The 16,422-nt window shown below is 57.8% G+C and carries 18 protein-coding genes and 1 pseudogene; 8 read left to right on the plus strand and 11 right to left on the minus strand.

Annotation, left to right across the window (positions count from 1 at the left end):
* Positions 1-179 precede the first annotated feature (179 nt).
* Positions 180-1,079 (minus strand): LysR family transcriptional regulator, encoded by a 900-nt coding sequence (locus J5276_RS26050; RefSeq protein ID WP_112652004.1) that lies wholly within the window; start codon positions 1,077-1,079, stop codon positions 180-182.
* Positions 1,080-1,224: 145 nt separating this feature from the next.
* On the opposite strand from J5276_RS26050, the gene J5276_RS26055 reads away from it, so the two are divergent.
* The 7 genes from J5276_RS26055 to J5276_RS26085 all read left to right on the plus strand — a co-directional run bounded on the left by J5276_RS26055 (position 1,225) and on the right by J5276_RS26085 (position 7,868).
* Positions 1,225-1,998, plus strand: coding sequence for an SDR family oxidoreductase (locus tag J5276_RS26055; RefSeq protein WP_112652002.1), 774 nt, complete (start codon positions 1,225-1,227; stop codon positions 1,996-1,998).
* 205 nt (positions 1,999-2,203) lie between these two features.
* Positions 2,204-4,471 (plus strand): mechanosensitive ion channel family protein, encoded by a 2,268-nt coding sequence (locus J5276_RS26060; protein ID WP_209159903.1) that lies wholly within the window; start codon positions 2,204-2,206, stop codon positions 4,469-4,471.
* A 30-nt stretch (positions 4,472-4,501) separates the two neighbouring features.
* Positions 4,502-4,771, plus strand: coding sequence for a hypothetical protein (locus J5276_RS26065; protein WP_112651998.1), 270 nt, complete (start codon positions 4,502-4,504; stop codon positions 4,769-4,771).
* A gap of 14 nt (positions 4,772-4,785) precedes the next feature.
* Positions 4,786-6,000 carry a low temperature requirement protein A gene (locus J5276_RS26070; protein ID WP_112652008.1) on the plus strand — a complete coding sequence of 405 codons (1,215 nt, stop codon included), beginning with the start codon at positions 4,786-4,788 and terminating at the stop codon, positions 5,998-6,000.
* A gap of 11 nt (positions 6,001-6,011) precedes the next feature.
* Complete coding sequence (locus tag J5276_RS26075) at positions 6,012-6,584, plus strand: DUF924 family protein (protein WP_112651996.1); 573 nt, start codon at positions 6,012-6,014, stop codon at positions 6,582-6,584.
* A gap of 82 nt (positions 6,585-6,666) precedes the next feature.
* On the plus strand, positions 6,667-7,425 hold the full coding sequence (locus tag J5276_RS26080; RefSeq protein ID WP_035201237.1) for a type 1 glutamine amidotransferase domain-containing protein: 759 nt from the start codon (positions 6,667-6,669) through the stop codon (positions 7,423-7,425).
* 92 nt (positions 7,426-7,517) lie between these two features.
* Entirely contained in the window at positions 7,518-7,868 is a 351-nt protein-coding gene (locus J5276_RS26085) for a hypothetical protein (protein ID WP_112651994.1), read from the plus strand.
* 167 nt (positions 7,869-8,035) lie between these two features.
* Here J5276_RS26085 and J5276_RS26090 read toward each other — a convergent pair whose 3' ends face one another.
* The 5 genes and pseudogenes from J5276_RS26090 to J5276_RS26110 all read right to left on the minus strand — a co-directional run bounded on the left by J5276_RS26090 (position 8,036) and on the right by J5276_RS26110 (position 11,773).
* Positions 8,036-8,419 carry a type II toxin-antitoxin system VapC family toxin gene (locus tag J5276_RS26090; protein WP_112651992.1) on the minus strand — a complete coding sequence of 128 codons (384 nt, stop codon included), beginning with the start codon at positions 8,417-8,419 and terminating at the stop codon, positions 8,036-8,038.
* Positions 8,416-8,616, minus strand: a complete 201-nt coding sequence (locus J5276_RS26095) for a type II toxin-antitoxin system VapB family antitoxin (protein ID WP_013637280.1) — start codon at positions 8,614-8,616, stop codon at positions 8,416-8,418. Before J5276_RS26095 ends, J5276_RS26090 begins: the two co-directional genes overlap by 4 nt.
* Positions 8,617-9,123: 507 nt before the next feature.
* Positions 9,124-9,486: pseudogene (locus tag J5276_RS26100) on the minus strand (transposase); the annotation flags it as partial.
* Between the two features lie 126 nt (positions 9,487-9,612).
* Positions 9,613-10,779, minus strand: coding sequence for an IS110 family transposase (locus J5276_RS26105; RefSeq protein WP_025591801.1), 1,167 nt, complete (start codon positions 10,777-10,779; stop codon positions 9,613-9,615).
* A 256-nt stretch (positions 10,780-11,035) separates the two neighbouring features.
* A complete protein-coding gene (locus J5276_RS26110) occupies positions 11,036-11,773 on the minus strand; it encodes an SDR family oxidoreductase (RefSeq protein ID WP_112651872.1) in 738 nt (245 codons plus the stop codon).
* Between the two features lie 89 nt (positions 11,774-11,862).
* Between J5276_RS26110 and J5276_RS26115 the strand changes: the two genes are divergently transcribed.
* Positions 11,863-12,693 (plus strand): helix-turn-helix transcriptional regulator, encoded by an 831-nt coding sequence (locus tag J5276_RS26115; protein WP_112651874.1) that lies wholly within the window; start codon positions 11,863-11,865, stop codon positions 12,691-12,693.
* A gap of 88 nt (positions 12,694-12,781) precedes the next feature.
* On the opposite strand, the gene J5276_RS26120 is transcribed toward J5276_RS26115, so the two are convergent.
* Genes J5276_RS26120 through J5276_RS26140 form a run of 5 tightly spaced genes read right to left on the minus strand, consistent with a single transcriptional unit; the run spans position 12,782 to position 16,417 of the window.
* Positions 12,782-13,672 carry an alpha/beta fold hydrolase gene (locus J5276_RS26120; RefSeq protein ID WP_112651876.1) on the minus strand — a complete coding sequence of 297 codons (891 nt, stop codon included), beginning with the start codon at positions 13,670-13,672 and terminating at the stop codon, positions 12,782-12,784.
* Between the two features lie 55 nt (positions 13,673-13,727).
* Positions 13,728-14,156, minus strand: coding sequence for a RidA family protein (locus J5276_RS26125; protein WP_112651878.1), 429 nt, complete (start codon positions 14,154-14,156; stop codon positions 13,728-13,730).
* Positions 14,157-14,176: 20 nt separating this feature from the next.
* Complete coding sequence (locus J5276_RS26130) at positions 14,177-14,986, minus strand: transporter substrate-binding domain-containing protein (protein ID WP_112651880.1); 810 nt, start codon at positions 14,984-14,986, stop codon at positions 14,177-14,179.
* A 40-nt stretch (positions 14,987-15,026) separates the two neighbouring features.
* The gene (locus J5276_RS26135; RefSeq protein WP_112651882.1) at positions 15,027-15,758 is read right to left on the minus strand and encodes an amino acid ABC transporter ATP-binding protein; all 732 of its coding nucleotides are present in this window, start codon (positions 15,756-15,758) and stop codon (positions 15,027-15,029) included.
* A complete protein-coding gene (locus J5276_RS26140) occupies positions 15,758-16,417 on the minus strand; it encodes an amino acid ABC transporter permease (RefSeq protein WP_174066452.1) in 660 nt (219 codons plus the stop codon). The genes J5276_RS26135 and J5276_RS26140 overlap by 1 nt, the downstream gene beginning before the upstream one ends.
* Positions 16,418-16,422: the final 5 nt, after the last annotated feature.

The following is a 16,422-nucleotide window of genomic DNA, read 5'->3' on the forward strand; positions in this document are numbered from 1 at the left end:
CGCGGTTTCGGCTGCCGGCACGGTTCCCCGCCGGCCTCCATGAGCCTCGAAGATTAAACCAGTCGAGCCATTCCGTGGCGACGAATTCGTATACCTCGAAGCTGCACCCGTTCCACAAAAAGAGAACCTCATCTGCCGTGCTGCCCGTTCGGCTCCTACCAGCTCTTACCCTGCGTTGATTACAGGAGCTCCCGCTTCAAGAGCAGCTCAAGCCAATCGGCAAAAACCTGAAGCCTCCGGGAAAGATGCTGACGGTTCGGATAGAGCAGCGTCATCGGCATGGGCTCTGCCCGATGTAGCGGCATTACCTCGACGAGCTCGTTAGCCTCAATATGGCCCCCGACGTCGTAAGCCGGGATCTGGATAAGCCCGAGGCCGGCGAGGCAGCAGGCAATATAGGCTTCGGCGCTGTTGACGGTGACTCGGCTGCGCATCGGCCGCGTTCGCATCTCGCCATCCTCGATCCATTCCCAGTCTTCGACTCGGCCGGTCGATGGTGACGCATAGTTGACGGCGAGGTGTTCCCCGAGATCGTCCGGCGCGCTCGGCGTGCCGTATTGAGCGAGGTAGCCGGGACTGGCGACATTGATCAGCGGCAGGTCACCGATCTTGCGTGCGATCAGGCCGGAGTCCCCGAGTGGTCCGACACGCAGCACGCAGTCGATGCTGTCCTCCACGAGGTTGACGGCCCGGTCGGTGACGCGAAGTTCGATGTCGAGTTGGGGATGACGATCCAGGAACTCCGGCAGGGCAGGCGCGATGATCAGCCGACCGATCCGGCCCGGCACGTCGATCCGCAGTTTGCCCGTTGGACCGACAGACGTCTGCCGGAACAGCCCCTCCGTTTCATCGACATCGGCAATCAACCGCAGGCAGCGTTCATAGAAGGCTTTGCCGTCCTGGGTAGGAGAAACTTTTCGAGTGGTGCGGTGAAGCAGGCGGGCGCCAACACGCGCTTCGAGTTCGATCACGGCGGCCGAGACGGACGAACGTGGCAGCCCGAGCGTATCGGCGGCGCGGGTGAAGCTGGCGCATTCGACAACGCGAGCAAATACGCGGAAGAGATCGATACGGTCCAAGGGCTTTTGTCTGTTTGATTGGTCGGAATCTCTGACAGGTGATGTCAGAATGAATGACTTTATGACGAATCTATAGACGATATTGTGCATTTCAGGAAGCGGTCGCGCAGGTGACCGCAAGGCAAGCCCGAAGGAGGCAACACAAATGACCGATCATAGCATCAAGGGAAAAACGGTTCTCATCGCCGGCGGCGCGAAGAACCTCGGCGGGCTGATCGCGCGCGATCTCGCCGGAGCGGGCGCCAAGGCGGTGGCTGTCCACTACAACACCAGCGCCACGAAACCGGCCGCTGACGAAACGGTGGCTGCGATCAAGGCCGCCGGCGCGGAAGCATTTGCCTTCCAGGCCGACCTCACCACAGCCGGCGCGAACGAAAAGCTGTTTGCAGACGCCAAGGCGGCGATGGGCGGCATCGACATCGCCATAAACACGGTCGGCAAAGTGCTGAAGAAGCCGATGGTCGAGATCTCGGAAGCTGAATATGACGAGATGACTGCGGTGAACTCGAAGTCTGCCTTCTTCTTCATCAAGGAAGCAGGCAAGCATCTCAACGACAACGGCAAGATCTGCAACGTCGTGACATCGCTGCTGGGTGCCTTTACCCCGTTCTACGCGGCCTATGCCGGTACCAAGGCGCCGGTGGAACATTTTACGCGGGCGGCATCCAAAGAGTTCGGCGAGCGCGGCATCTCGGTGACGGCGATCGGTCCGGGTCCAATGGACACGCCGTTCTTCTATCCGGCCGAGGGCGCCGATGCGGTCGCCTATCACAAGACGGCGGCTGCGCTATCGAATTTCTCGAAGACCGGCTTGACCGACATCGACGACATCGTCCCGTTCATCCGCTTCCTCGTCTCGGACGGTTGGTGGATGACCGGCCAGACCATCCTCGTCAACGGCGGCTACACTACCAAGTAATTCGCGTTGCGGCCGGGACTGGTCCCGGCCGCATCCGTTCGCCACCGCTCGTTTCGATGGAGTCCGCAATGAAAAACCGTTTCCAATCGCTATTCGCGGCCGATTGCGTGCAGCTCCTCAGAAACTCGACCACGAGCTGTGTCTGGCGGATCGTCTTCCCTCCCAATGCCCACAAGGACATCGCCAAAAATATGAGCGTGGTTTCATGAGCAAGGGAGGAGTACTTACTGTTGCAGCGGCCGGGTATTTATCCGGCGAACGTCAAGGGATGTTTCGCCCGCAACGGCGAGATCCACGCTGGAGGGCTATCTTTGTAGCCTGCGCTGGGATAATCGCGCTTCTGGTTGCTGTGACGGGCGCGTCCGCGCAGGAACCACCGATCACGGTTATTCTGCGGCAGGGTCAGAGCGATGCGGAGATCGGCCGGTTGCTCGGCGCTGCCGCGCAAACCGGGCGACCCGTTGCTGTCGTATGGCAAGATGCAAAGGAAGCTCAAGCTTCCGAGGCTGCCGTCCCGGTTTCGACGGCCGATATGGAACCGGAGGCTGGGCCTCTGGCCGGGGTTTCGCGCGCTTTCGTCCGGGGAGCGAAGCTGGCTCTCAATGGGTTGTCAGGGATCGAAGAGGTTTTTTCAGATACGGAAAAGGCGCTCGCTGGCGAAGGACGAAATGGCTTTACCGTCGTGGGGATTGCTGTCCTCGCCATAGCGGCGGGCGTACTCGGTGCCTTTTCGTTCCGACGCATCTTTCCGGGAAAATTCCAGCGGCGCGATGACCGGCTGGCGCTTCCCGGACGAATGAAGGTCGCCATCACCCGTTTTGCATTGGATCTGGTGTCCGTGGGGATACTGGTCTCAGTTTCCAATGTTGGTCTCCGCCTTTTGCTGGAAGAGGGAACATTGTCCTTTCAGATTGCGGCAGGTCTGGTGACGATCGCTACGGTGACGGCGCTTTACGCTGCATCTGGGAGAGTCTTCCTCGCACCGCTTTCTGATGGCGAGCCGCTCATCAGAATTGCGCGGCGGCAATGGCATCTTGCAATGTTGATCGCATATGGCGCCATCGGCTCGCTCGTTGGTGAAACTGTCAGGCTCGCCGATGCACGCGCCCTGGACAAGGGTGCCATCGAAGGCTGGTTCCTGATCGGGACGACCGTTCTGACCTTGCTGAAACTCTGGTGGTTTATCGCCGGACGGCGCGATATCAGAGATGCGTTTACCGGAACCGATGCGGGTGCTGTCCGGCGGATGGCCGGATATATCCTGCCGGACTTCTACGCGATTTCGGCGCTGGCGATCTGGCTCGCTGGCTTTCTGGTTGCCGGAACGCCCAACAGCGCGGCGTGGAGCTTTGCGGCGGGAACAACGCAGATCGTTCTGATCGCTGTTCCGGTCATCGCGCTGGGTTCATGGTCGCTTCTCGGACATTTTGCCCGCAACCGTGAGGCCGGACTGCATTCCACCCTCCTGTGGGGACTTCGCACCGCTGTTTCAGGTGCGGTCTGGCTCATCGGGTTGCATCTGATCGTCGCTCTCTGGCAACCGCTGATGTCCGGCGAAACGGCTGTTGTGACAGGCTGGTTCGTCTGGCTTGAACGTCTCGGCCTCGCAGTCGTCGCAAGCTGGACGCTGTGTAGCGGCCTCTGGCGGTATTTTGATACGATCGCACCGACGGCTGCCATTGCCCTTCCCGGACAGGAGGAGGACGATGCGCACAAGCAACCGGCCAGCCGCATGTCCACGGTCATGCCCGTTATCCGCAATCTGACGCTGGGCGCGGTTCTCGCAATAGCTGCTCTTCTGGTGCTGTCGTCAACCGGCATCAACGTCGCGCCGCTGCTTGCCGGTTTTGGTGTTCTCGGCCTGGCGTTGTCGTTCGGCTCGCAAACGCTGGTCAAGGATGTGGTGTCCGGCATCTTCTTCATTGCCGACGATGCGTTTCGCATTGGCGAGTACATAGACACCGGGGGGCTCATGGGCACCGTGGAGCACATTTCGCTCCGCTCCATTCGACTGCGCCACCACAATGGTCCTGTCCACACCATCCCGTTCGGCCAGATCGGTTCGGTGACGAATTACAGCCGCGACTGGGGCACGATCAAATTCGAACTGCGCTTCGAGCGGGACGCAGATGCGGAGCTGATCCGCAAGACGGCCAAGAAGGTCGGGCTCGCCATGCTGGAAGATCCGGAGTTTGGGCCTGAGTTCCTGGTCCCCCTCAAAATGCAGGGGATTCAGACTGTCACGGAAACATCAATGGTCGTTCGGTTCAAATTCACGTCCCGCCCTGGCAATCCGAGTATCCTGAAGCGCGAGGGCATGAAGCGGCTGCTTTCTGCCTTCAAGGCCGCAGGGCTCTCGCTTGCTTCCAACGCCGTCACCGTCCGTTCCGGAACAGCGACGGCGACAGATGCTGCAGCGGCAGCGATGCCATTGCGTCCACCGGAGGCAACGGCGGCGAATGCACCTGTGTGATGATGACGACCAACGGATAGGGGAAACGAAATGCACATGCTGATGGTTATTGCGGGAGGCGTCGTTCAGCTCGGCGTGTTCCTGCTGTTTGGAAAGCTCTGGGGTGGTGATGCCACCGGTCTTGCAATGGCGGCGAAACTCTTCATTCCCGCCTGGCTCGTTGTATCGATCGCCAATCTCTGGGTTGGTGTCAGCTACGCTGGCTACTCGGTGCGCGACGAGTTGCCGATCCTCCTTGTCGTCTTCACTGTGCCCGCGATCCTGGCGGTCGTGGTGATCTGGCAGATTTCACGCTCCTGAGGATGGATAAACGCATGACCAACACGTCTGGCAACAGCAATACTCCGCACAGTCATCCGCTTCTGAGGCGCCGCGACGGTCATCATGCGCGCGTCACCTTTGAGGAGCTGTTCTTCGATCTCGTCTACGTCTTTGCGGTGACGCAGCTCAGCCACGAACTGCTGACCAATCTGAACCTCACCGGCGTCATCGAGACGCTGATCCTCTGGTTCGGGGTCTGGCTCGGCTGGCAATATACCTGCTGGGTCACCAACTGGTTCGACCCGGAAACACCGCGCATTCGCGGCCTGATCTTCGCTGTCATGCTGGCCGGCCTCCTCATGGCCTCGGCGATCCCCGGCGCCTTCGGCGAACGCGGCTGGGTCTTCGCGCTCGCCTATGTGGCGATCCAGGTCGGGCGCACGGCCTATATTGTCTGGGAGTTGGGCTCGGATCATCCGCTTTCGGCCAACTACCGGCGCATGCTGGGCTGGGTGTCGATCGCCGCCATCTTCTGGATCGCCGGCGCCTTCGTCGAGCATGAGGCACGCATGGCGTTCTGGGCTATAGCCGTCCTCTGCGAATATGTTTCGCCGATGTTCGGATTCCCGATACCGGGCCTCGGGCGCTCGAAGACGAGCGACTGGACGATCGAAGGTGCACATCTCGCGGAACGTTGCCAGCTTTTCTGCATCGTGGCGCTCGGCGAGACGCTGTTGGCGACCGGCGCCACCATGGCGCGCGCGGAAAGCTGGGACGTATCCATCCTCTCGGCGTTGCTCGCAACCTTCCTCGGCACGCTCGCCATGTGGTGGCTCTATTTCGGCACATCGAGCAAGGATGCGACCGACGCCATCACGCATTCTGACGATCCCGGCCGGATCGGTGCGTATTTCCACTACGTTCACGCCATCCTCGTCGCGGGGATTATTGCGACCGCGGTCGGCAACGATCTGGTGCTCGCCCATCCCCACGACGGGCTCAAAGTCGCCTATGCGCTGATGCTGTCGGGCGGCCCGGCGATCTATCTGCTCGGCAGCGCCGTCTACAAGAAGGTCGTCTACGGCGTGCTACCGGTTTCGCACATGGCGGGCGTCGCAGCACTTCTGGCGCTCTTTCCCGTCGCGCCATTTGTCGATCTGCTGACCATGGGCTGGCTGACGACGATCGTCATGTTGGCGACGGGCTTCTGGGAAGGGCGGCTGGTGCGCAAGCGCCGCAAGACAGCCAGGCCGCAGGCGACACATTGAGGACCGGGGCAATGCGAGCGTTCGGAGGCTGGCGGCCTGATGCCGGTCGGCAAGGCACGGCCGACGATGTCGTGGCGTTCTGGAAAATGTCCTTCGGGCATTGGTTCGAAAAGGACGCAGCATTCGACGAGAAGTTCCGTGACCGCTTCCTCGCTCTGCACATGGCCGTCGCTGCGCGCCAGCATGATGACTGGACGAAGACGCCGCATGGAGCACTGGCGCTGTTGATCCTGACCGATCAGTTTCCGCGCAACGCCTTTCGGGGCACTGCGCATATGTTCGCCACCGATCCGCTCGCCCGCCACTTTGCCCGGCAGGTGCTCGACGCAAGGCATATGGCGCGTGTCGAGCCGGATCTGCGGCTGTTCTTCTGCCTGCCCTTCGCGCATTCGGAGGAGATGGCCGATCAGGAGATGTCGGTCCGCCTCAACACCGGATTGGGCCAGCCCTGGCTGGAACATGCCGAGGGCCATCGCGACATCATCCGCCGCTTCGGCCGCTTTCCGCATCGCAATCCCATTCTCGGCCGGACCACTACCGCTGAAGAGAACGCCTATCTCAAGGGAGGCGGCTTCCAGGGGTGAGGCCTCGCCATCCACGCCTCGCCGCAAGGAGCTCAACTGGATGCTCCAGGCTACGACACCAACAACAAGGAGCAATCAGCACGTGCCAGCATCGGACCTGAAAATCGAAACCCGGATCGGCGTGAAGCGCAAGCCGCGACGCATCCTGTCGATTGTCTCCAACACGGCTGAGCTCAAGGGCTTTCCGGTCGGATTCTTCGCCGAGGAAATGACGCGCGCCTTCCTGATGTTCACCGAGGCCGGGCACCAGGTCGATCTCGCCTCGCCGAAAGGCGGTGAGGTGATGTTCGACACCCATAGCGACCCGCGCACGCCCGGCGGCACCTATGCCGACGATCTCATCAGCCTCGGCTTCGTGAACCACGCCAGGTTCGGAGCGATGCTGAAGAACACTCTGCCGATCAGCGCCGTGTCGGTGGACGACTATGACGCGGTCTGGGTCGCCGGCGGCGGCGGTCCGCTGCTGACCTTCAGGGACGACACCGAGCTGCACGCGCTGATCGCGTCCTTCTATGAGAAAGGCAAGATCGTCACGCTGATCTGCCACGGCTCCTCGCTGTTGCTCTGGACCCGCCTGTCCGACGGCAAGCTGTTGGCCGACGGCAAGAAATGGACGGGCTTCACCGACGAGGAGGAAGAAGAGGTCAACAGCGCCTTCGGCATGACGCTGAACGACTACACTATCCAGAGCGCGGCGGCACGCATCGAAGGCACGAGCTTCCTCTGCCGCAGTGCCAATGAGCCGTTCGCCATCCGCGATGGACGGCTGATCACCGGGCAGCAGCAGTATAGCAGCGGCCTGACCGCGGAACTGGTGCTCGAAGCACTTGACGAATATTGATCACGTGCCCAGCGCCGACCGATACGTCCCATCCCGACCTGACCTTGATATCAGGTCGTATTCATCCATCCCACCTTACACAGGAGTAGAACATGCCACGCATCTTCATCATCGCCGGACTGCTCAACCTGGTCTTCGTCTCGAGCGATGCTTTCGCAGAGGACGCAAAAGTTCCAAAAGCAGCGCAGGGAGTGTGGGCTGAAGGCGGTAAATGCAGCGGTCTGACGGTGACCATCACCGCTGGCACGCTCCAGTACAAGGGGAATAAGCCCGATGCGGTGTACTTTGCACCCAAAGAAAGCCCACGTGGCTACGGGGCGATCCATTATGTGGAGGAGGGGAACGTCGACAACTTCGAATATGCGGCCGACAAGGATCAGATGATCTACAATCCCGAAGGGTTCGGGACGGGCAAGCCAGTGCTTTACAAGCGCTGCCGTTGAGGTTCGGCGTTGAAGACGGCCTCTGGAGTCACGGGCCTTCCTTTTTAATTTCTTTCAGGTGAGCATCTAATATCTTGGCAAACAAGGCCTTCTGAACCAATTCCTGGTCGCCCGTTCATATCGGTTCAAGAGCCTCAATATTGCTGAGCGGTCCTTGTGTTATTGTTCTAATGAGAGGCGTGCGCGTGCGGGTAAAGTGCCGCACCAACTTTTTGCGCTGCGGCCGCTAGGCGCTTATCTCTTGTCCACAAGCTTGATCGCCGGTCGAGCAACGTTGAAGTAAGTAAATGCGCATCTGTGTAACCAATCCCCATGCTGAATATCGAATGACGATCAATGATCGTCATTACTTCTGCATGGGTCGCGATTAGCGCCTCGCGTTGAGCTGCTAGGAATTCTAAAACTGCAGCCCGCTCTCTTAAGCTGCCGAGCGCCAATTCGCCTACAACGAATGGGTGGCAGAGCAGCTGGTCATCATTGATGATTTTTCGTAGTTCTGAGTCATCGTATCGAAAATGATCTATCCAGATCGAGGTGTCTACCAGGATCACTTTGCCACGTCGCTCCGTCGGCGAGGCGACGCTTCAGCCTCAGGCATAGAGCCGCCAAGCGCGATCAGCCGTTTGCCGGATTCCACACGCACGAGTGTCTCCAGCGCTTGCCGCACGAGAGCTGCTGTTTCCTTGGTGCCCGTGAGGGACTTGGCCCGTTCCATAAGATTGTCGTCGATATTTATGGTTGATCGCATGTTCCAGCCCCCGTAAATGAGTAGCTCGTATAGCACCATTTGGTGCGGAAATCTACGACCTGTTGAGTGCAGCTAATGTCTTCATGTTTCACGGGTCGTAGGTTCGTATCCTATCACATCAGGATTTTTGTCAATTGTTCATTCGAGTGGCATCGAATTTCTCCTTCGTAGGCGGATCCACGGTCTGAGCCCATAGCAATTACCGGCCCGGTTCTCGGGCCTATACAACCTCATATGTGGAACGGCCCGCGGTGCAAGAGGCTTCCAGTTGATTTCACCCACGAGGACGGTGCGTTCATATGTACGGCCTGTGAGGGCGGTGCATGACCGCTGGCCTCGATGAGATCCGCGAAACGAGGAGCTGAATCACATCCACGCACTTTGGAGTGCACTGAGGTTGGCGGCTTCGCTCGTTCCGGAATTTCGTCCCATGGCTTCATCGTTTGCTGTTGCACCTTGCATCTGTCGGCCGACGCCGGTCAGATCAGTTGTAAGTCCTGATACTCTTCAGATTGTCGCTAAATTTGGGGATGGTTCCGGAGGATCGTAAAATCCGCCCTTATTCAAGAGGGCCCAGATGATGCGAGCCATTTTGTTGGCCAACGCGACAGCGGCCACCTTGAATGGACGTCTGGCAAGCAGTGCTTTTAACCAAGGTCGTGCCTTTTCATCGTTCCGGGCAATCCGCAGAACGGCTGTCGCTCCGAGGACCAGGAGAACACGGAGTTCGGGATTCCCCATTTTCGAGATTCTACCCAATCGCTCTTTGCCTCCGCTGGAATGAGGCCTGGGGGTCAGTCCCACCCACGCGGCGAAGTGCCGCCCGGACTTAAAGCCGCCGGGATCCGGAACCAAGGCTTTGATCGTCGCAGGAGAACGGGACCAAACTCAAGGTCGGCGTTTGAAGCCAAAAGGATACCCGGTCCGTTCACCTGGATCCGTCAGGGCTGATCAGGCCCTGAGGATTAGAAACTGTGTTTCGCAGCAGTTTGTCTTTCAGGCGGTTTTCATGATGGCACCTTCGATGACGACGCCGGAGCTCACATACTTCCAGAGGGCCACGAGCAGCTTACGCGCGAGCGCAACGATCATCGGCGTCTTTAAACGGCCGGCGTTCCGAGCGATGCGTTCCTTAAACCATAGCGTTAAAGTCGATTTCGGTTGGTGTCGCAGCCATAGCCAGGCGAGTTCGACCATCGTTGCCCGCAATCGCGGATTTCCCGCTTTCGAGACCCCTTGTTCACGATTGACGTTGCCGCTTTGCCAAGGGGAGGGCGCAAGGCCCGCATAGGATGCGATTTGCCGCCGATTGTCGAAGTGTCGGAACAAGCCTTCCGTGTAAAGTACCGTAGCGAACTCTGGGCCTATTCCTTTAATGCCTAAAAGCGCGGCCGCCTCTTTCGGCGTTTCCGGCGTCTCCTGAACAATCAAGGCATCTCGCTCGGCTTCAACAGCCTTGATTTGTGTGAGCAACAATTCGAGGCGATCGAGTTCTCTGCAGATTTCCCCTTTCAAATGCTTTGAGAGTGGCCGACCATCGCCAGTCCGAAGTTCTTCCAGGCGTTGGCGGCGATCTCGATTGACAGGTTGGTAATCCCGAATTCCTTGCGTGAAGAGCAGCCCCTTTATGCGGTTGACGTGGAAGACACGTTCCGCAATCAGAGTTTTCCGCTCCCGTCCAATCCGTCGATTGTCGTCTTCCTCGGGTGAGAGAAGTTTGACCATTGAGCACGCGCGAGGTTCGCCACGTTTCCATGCCATCAATGCGCGGATCAGCGTTTCGCCGTCGATACGGTCGGTCTTCGCCCGGCGATGCCGGCGCGGCATGGCAATTGATGCGGCTTCTACAATGTGGCTCTCGATCCAAGCCTCCTTGCTGAGCACTCGTCCCAGCCAGAAGCCATCCAGCCCGGCCTCCTGGATCACCACCAGTGGGTAAACTATGTTCTTTCGCCGAGTGGCTTTCTGACGAAGCGCTGCAAAGCATGCAAACAAGCCGGCAATATCCCCTCCAGTAACGGAGTGGCGAGACATCTTCTCGCTGCCAGGGGACAGAGTTGTCACCAGCCAGGTCGATTTACTCAATTCCAACGAGACGAATATTGCGCCAAGATCGACGGGAGTAGTGATCTGCGATTGAGTTTGATCTGCTGTTATCGGCATGATTGGCCTCCAGAGAGTTTTCTAGCGACCTCACTCTGCCATGGTGCAGGCCGCTACTCACCCCTGATGGGATCTCAAGGTGAGACATAGGCCGCCCGCTGGCAATTTTTTTGGCTAACTAGGTAGCAATCAATTGCAAGCGCAATATCATTCATGCCGCACAACTTCGCGGTGTCGTGCGCGTTCCGGCGACAGCATGGTCGCCGGAGTTAGGGCCTGTACGAGCAAATGCGTCGATTAACTGAGAGGTTTAGTGCTAACTCTGTGCCGTGGGGCGAACGACTATCTCGCCGATGTCAACCTCGCTTGGTTGCTCGATGGCAAATCCGATGGCGCGGGCTATGGCCGAAGGTTCTATCGCCATGTCATCTCTCAAGCCGATATATTTCGCCCGAACGTCCATGTTGGCTATATCTTCAACGAACGGCGTGTTGACCGCTCCCGGTGAAATTACCGTAACTCTTAAGTCAGGACCAGCTTCCTGCCTCAAGCCTTCACAAATTGCTCTGACTGCAAATTTCGTCCCAGAATAAACTGTTTGCGTTGGCACAGTTTTCATACCAGCAGTCGACGCGACTGCGATGAAATGGCCGGAGCGCTGCGCGCGAAAGACGGGTAGTGAGGCCGCGATCCCGAACAGGACGCCCTTGACGTTCACGTCGACCATCCGTTCCCATTCATCTACGCGCAGATCATCGAGCGGAGAGATCGGGCCAATACCCGCATTGTTGATAAAAACATCAACAGTGCCGTAATGGGCTTTGGCACCATCGACCAGACGGGATACGTCTTCGCGACGGGTAACATCTGCCTGAACGGCTAGCGCCTGACCGCCATTTTCAATCAGTTCGGCGACCAAGGCGTCAAGTTCGTCTTTTCGCCTGGCGGCTGCGACGACTTTTGCTCCTTCCTTAGCCAAATATCGCGCCGTCGCCGCGCCAATTCCGCTGCTCGCTCCGGTTATAACCACCACTTTGCCGGCAATCCTACTCATCTTGCATCCTTTGAATGTTAACTGAGACAGGATATGTGATAGTTATATATGTACCAGATAGCATTTTATCCTATTACCAAAGGTGACAGATGGGAAAGTTGGATCGCGTCGACCATAGGCTGGCACTGGCTGGGTTCGTCCGTAGCCTTCGGTCGAGAAGCAAGCCAGCGGACGTGGGCTTACCTACGTCGCCAAGGCGACGAACGCCCGGTTTACGGCGTGAGGAAGTGGCTTATCTGGCAGGGGTCGGTGTAACCTGGTACACGTGGTTCGAGCAGGGAAGAGACATCAGCGTTTCGTCAGATTTCCTTGAGAGGATCTCTCGTGCCTTTCGGCTCTCCTCAGCGGAGCGCAGTCATCTTTTCATGCTGGCGCAGCATCGGCTTCCCCCCGCAATCAGTCAGCCTCCGCAGGGTATTCCTGAAACCGTTACTGCCTTGCTGAATACGCTCCCGCACCCCGCCTATATTAAGAACAACAGGTGGGATGTCCTGGCGTGGAACCCTTTAGCGGGGGAGATATTTCCTGACTTTACCAAGTCCGACCTTGGTCACGTCAATCTTTTGCAACTGGTATTCACGTCACCGGACATGCGACAGTCGATGCTCGATTGGGAGGGCGATGCACGTCGAACCGTCGCCAAATTTCGCCTGGATTATGCCCGCGCAAACGAAGATCCGATGTTTGAAGCACTCGTGGCGGATCTCAAGTCGCTGAGCGTTGAATTTCGGCAAATGTGGGAGCGACAGGAAGTCCTTCCGATTGGCGAGGGCCTGAAAACGATCCGCCACCCTGTCCACGGTCCTCAGACCTATCGACATGCTGCATTGACCGTTGAGGGGTCCACCAACCTTTCGATGATCGTGTATATACCGACAGAAGGCTTGTTGCAGGTTCGTGTCGATCCAGACATCGAGTGATGATGTGCAGCATCCGGGAGGTGGGGGCTATTGCTGCTCAAGAGCAATTTCAATGTCCAGCAGTAGCCCCTAAACCTCAGGGAAGACATCAGCGAGCCTGTATGTTCGAGAAAAATTCCTGCAAGGCTGACACAAGTTCTTCCGGCTGTTCCTCGGGAATATAGTGCCCACTATTGGCGATCACGCCCCCTTGGATGTTCTCGGCAAGCGGTTTCATAGCCTCGAATATTCCCGGAGCGCTCCCTACATCCCCACCCAGCGCGAGGACCGGCACAGAGATTTTCGTCGCGAATAGCCGCTTGTTGTATTCCATGTCCTGGATGACGGCTCGATAGTAACCGAGCATGCCTCGCATGCCGCCAAGGCTGCTGTAGGCGCGCACATACTCGTCGATATCGTCCTTGCTGAAGGTCGCCATTGCGTTTGCTGTCTTCTTGTTGAAAAACCACTCAATGAGGATCCGTTCCCTGTCTTTCAACAGCGCCTCCGGAAGGTCCTCAATGATATTGAACAGGAAGTGCCAGTTCCGCCAGTAGTCCGGGTCGGCGACATTGATGTAGGGCTGCAATGTCACCCCGGGGATGTTTGCATCGAGGAAGACGATACCGTCCAGATCGCTGGCAAACTCGTGCGCGTATGGATAGGCGACCCAGGATCCGACATCGTGTCCCACCAGAAAGTGACGTCCGACGCCAATCGTCTTGAGGAAGGCGTTGACCCTTTTGGCTGTGGTTGCCGTGTCATAACCGCCGATCGGCTTGTCAGAGTCACCTTGGCCCGGAAGGTCCAGAGCGATCACATCGAAATCCTTCGCGAGGAGCGGGATGACCCGACGCCACGCATAAACGCTCTGCGGAAATCCAGCGATCAATACAACGGTCGGGCCTGTACCGGTGCGCAGATGGTGAAAACGGATGCCGTCTGAGTTCACGAACCTCGGCGGAAGTTTCTGACCGTTCTGGTCCAGGTAAGCTGTCATGGGTGTTCTCCCTTACGCATGCTTGTTTTCCAATTATCGGGATACCGGTCGCTGGTCAGATCGTGACGGCCGCGATCATTTCGATTTCCACCGGGGCACCGTGAGGAAGTTCGGCGACGCCAACGGCGCTTCTTGCATGGGCGCCGCTTGGGCCGAACTGGTCCAGCAGAATATCAGAAGCGGCATCGATGACCGCTCCTTGCTGGTTAAACCCCGGTGCTGACGCAACAAATCCTGTAATCTTGATGATGCGCTCTATTCGTCCTTCTGGACCGATCGCATTCCGGAGCTGTTCCAGGCAGGCATTGATTGACAGTGCAGCGGCTGACTGCGCTTGCACAACACTGACCTCGGCTCCGACTTTTCCACGCAACGCCAGGACGCCATTCTCTCGTGGCAGTTGCCCACTGACGTGGGCAACTCCGTTGTGAACGACCACGGGTTTGACCCGTGTGCTGGGTTGGTGGTTCGATTGATTGCTCATCTGCGAGCCTCCTTTGGGGGTTAGTTGATATCGAGGCTTTTCATATCGGCGGGGAGAGGCTGACCGAACCACTTCACGAATATGTCGTTCAGCTTGCCGTTCTGGACATTGGCCTCGACCCATTTGTTGGTCCAATCCAGGAGCTCAGGTGAGTTCTTTTTGATGCCGATACCCATCGGGTAGGTCTTGAGCGTGAACTTGAGCTCCAGGTCGAGATCGGCCTTCTGCTTCTTGATTTCGCCAAGGTCCGACAATGTGGACGCCAGATATTTCTGCTGGCCGGTAAGGATTGCCGTCCGGGTGGTGGACTCGTCCGCATAGCGCACGATCTCAACGCCGGGAACGTCCTTCGTCGAACGTACAAGTTCGATGTCGGCTGTCACGCCGCTGGCAACCGCAACTGATTTGCCGGCGAGGTCCGCCGGCCCTTTGACATTCTCCTCCTTCGGCGCGGAAATGTTAAGCGGCACAACACCATAAGGTGTCGAGATGTCGATCACCTTGAGGCGATCCTTGGTAATGGAGATCGCGGCGACGACTATGTCGACCTTGTTGCTGAGGAGGAATGGAATTCGGTTCGGTCCTGAAACGTTGACTGTCTCCAGTTTCACGCCGAGATCCTTCGCGAGGAGCTGTGCCGTTTCGAGATCCGAACCTTCCTGCTCATTTTTTGCATTCACGCCGGCGAAGGGAGGGTGCGAAAAGTCGATGCCGACGATGATGCTGCCGCGGCTTTTGATCTCTTCGAGACTTGCGGCCGAAGCCGAAAAAGAGGTTGCCGCAGTCATTACGGCAGTCAAAATTCCGATAGCGAAATGCGAGCTGAGCATGCTGTTCTCCTTTTTGTTGTGATTAGTGTTGGTTTCGCGATCAAAGACCGCTGGCAACGAACTGCTTGAGTTCGGGCGTCTGGGGCAAATCAAGAAGCGAGCGATCTCCCACCTCCCAAATCTTGCCGTGATGCATGAACACGATCTGGTCTGCGACTTTGCGGGCAAATGCCATTTCGTGCGTGACGAGGATCATCGTCATTTTTTCTTTTGCGAGGTTCTCGATAACGCGAAGGACCTCTCCGGTCAGCTCAGGGTCAAGCGCGGACGTGACCTCGTCGAGCAACAGCACGCGGGGTCGCATCGCGAGTGATCGCGCAATGGCGACACGCTGCTGCTGGCCACCGGAAAGCTGCTCCGGGTAGTTGTCGATCTTTTCGCCGAGGCCCACTTTCGACAGAACCTCTTCTGCCAATTCGCGGCACTTGTGCTTAGGTACACCAAGGACACGACGGGGCGCTATTGTAACATTCTCGGCGACCGTCAGATGCGGGAAAAGGTTGTAGCTCTGGAAGACGATTCCGACGTCCTGCCGCAGCTTGCGAAGATCGATCTGTTTGTCATCGATCTCAAAGCCACAGACCGAAAGCGCTCCGCCATTGATCTTTTCGAGGCCGTTTATACAGCGCAAGGCGGTGCTCTTTCCTGAGCCTGATCGCCCGAGGATTGCGACGACCTTGCCTTCATCGATATCGAGCGAAATGCCTTTCAGCACTTCAAGATCGCCAAATTTCTTGTGAACTTCCTTGAAGGATACGATTGCGGCAGCCATCACGAAGACGCCTTTCTGTATTTCCCGGTCGCCCGTTCAAGGCGCCGGCTGAGAATCGAAAGCGGGAAGCAGATGACGAAGTAGATCACCCCCGCAATTGTGAAGATCACAAAGGGTTCATTGCTCGTATTGTTAACCACGCGGGCCGTGTAGGTGAGCTCCGCGAAAGCCAGCACGATTGCATAAGAAGTATTCTTCACGACCTGAACGAAGAAGCCGATGGTCGGAGGTGTGGCGATGCGTATGGCCTGGGGTATTATGATGCGGAAGAGGATATCCGTCTTGGTCAAAGCGAGGCAGTCGGCGGCCTCCCACTGCGTGCTCGGCACAGCCCGCAGGCTTCCTTTCCAGATTTCCGCGAGAAATGCTGCAGAGTAGATCGCCATGGAAAGTCCCGCGGCTGTCAGTGTTGCAGGGTCATACCCTGTCAAACCAGCGCCGAAATAGACTGCAAACATCAAGATTGGAAGGGGAATGCCTTGCACGATGATGATGACAATCGATGAGATCAAACGGGAGATCGTTGACTTTGAGATCAATAGCAGCGCCAGCGGAAAGCCTAGAATGGTGCCGCCCAGAAAGCCGAGTAATGAAAGGACAATGGTCCACCCTGCGCCATTCAGGAGCGCGCCGTATTGTTGTATGGTCAAACCGAGCATGGCGT

Source organism: Agrobacterium sp. S7/73 (assembly GCF_019355535.1).
In the GTDB taxonomy this organism is placed as follows: Bacteria; Pseudomonadota; Alphaproteobacteria; order Rhizobiales; family Rhizobiaceae; genus Agrobacterium; species Agrobacterium tumefaciens.

What these genes read in the sequence shown, in the direction of transcription:
- J5276_RS26060 (WP_209159903.1), top strand. Translation starts at nt 2,204, where the DNA reads ATGAGCAAGGGAGGAGTACTTACTGTTGCAGCGGCCGGGTATTTATCC.
- J5276_RS26130 (WP_112651880.1), bottom strand. Translation starts at nt 14,986, where the DNA reads ATGCTCAGCTCGCATTTCGCTATCGGAATTTTGACTGCCGTAATGACT.
- J5276_RS26065 (WP_112651998.1), top strand. Translation starts at nt 4,502, where the DNA reads ATGCACATGCTGATGGTTATTGCGGGAGGCGTCGTTCAGCTCGGCGTG.
- J5276_RS26055 (WP_112652002.1), top strand. Translation starts at nt 1,225, where the DNA reads ATGACCGATCATAGCATCAAGGGAAAAACGGTTCTCATCGCCGGCGGC.
- J5276_RS26140 (WP_174066452.1), bottom strand. Translation starts at nt 16,417, where the DNA reads ATGCTCGGTTTGACCATACAACAATACGGCGCGCTCCTGAATGGCGCA.
- J5276_RS26070 (WP_112652008.1), top strand. Translation starts at nt 4,786, where the DNA reads ATGACCAACACGTCTGGCAACAGCAATACTCCGCACAGTCATCCGCTT.
- J5276_RS26085 (WP_112651994.1), top strand. Translation starts at nt 7,518, where the DNA reads ATGCCACGCATCTTCATCATCGCCGGACTGCTCAACCTGGTCTTCGTC.
- J5276_RS26095 (WP_013637280.1), bottom strand. Translation starts at nt 8,616, where the DNA reads ATGCGATCAACCATAAATATCGACGACAATCTTATGGAACGGGCCAAG.
- J5276_RS26075 (WP_112651996.1), top strand. Translation starts at nt 6,012, where the DNA reads ATGCGAGCGTTCGGAGGCTGGCGGCCTGATGCCGGTCGGCAAGGCACG.
- J5276_RS26110 (WP_112651872.1), bottom strand. Translation starts at nt 11,773, where the DNA reads ATGAGTAGGATTGCCGGCAAAGTGGTGGTTATAACCGGAGCGAGCAGC.
- J5276_RS26115 (WP_112651874.1), top strand. Translation starts at nt 11,863, where the DNA reads ATGGGAAAGTTGGATCGCGTCGACCATAGGCTGGCACTGGCTGGGTTC.
- J5276_RS26105 (WP_025591801.1), bottom strand. Translation starts at nt 10,779, where the DNA reads ATGCCGATAACAGCAGATCAAACTCAATCGCAGATCACTACTCCCGTC.
- J5276_RS26135 (WP_112651882.1), bottom strand. Translation starts at nt 15,758, where the DNA reads ATGGCTGCCGCAATCGTATCCTTCAAGGAAGTTCACAAGAAATTTGGC.
- J5276_RS26120 (WP_112651876.1), bottom strand. Translation starts at nt 13,672, where the DNA reads ATGACAGCTTACCTGGACCAGAACGGTCAGAAACTTCCGCCGAGGTTC.
- J5276_RS26125 (WP_112651878.1), bottom strand. Translation starts at nt 14,156, where the DNA reads ATGAGCAATCAATCGAACCACCAACCCAGCACACGGGTCAAACCCGTG.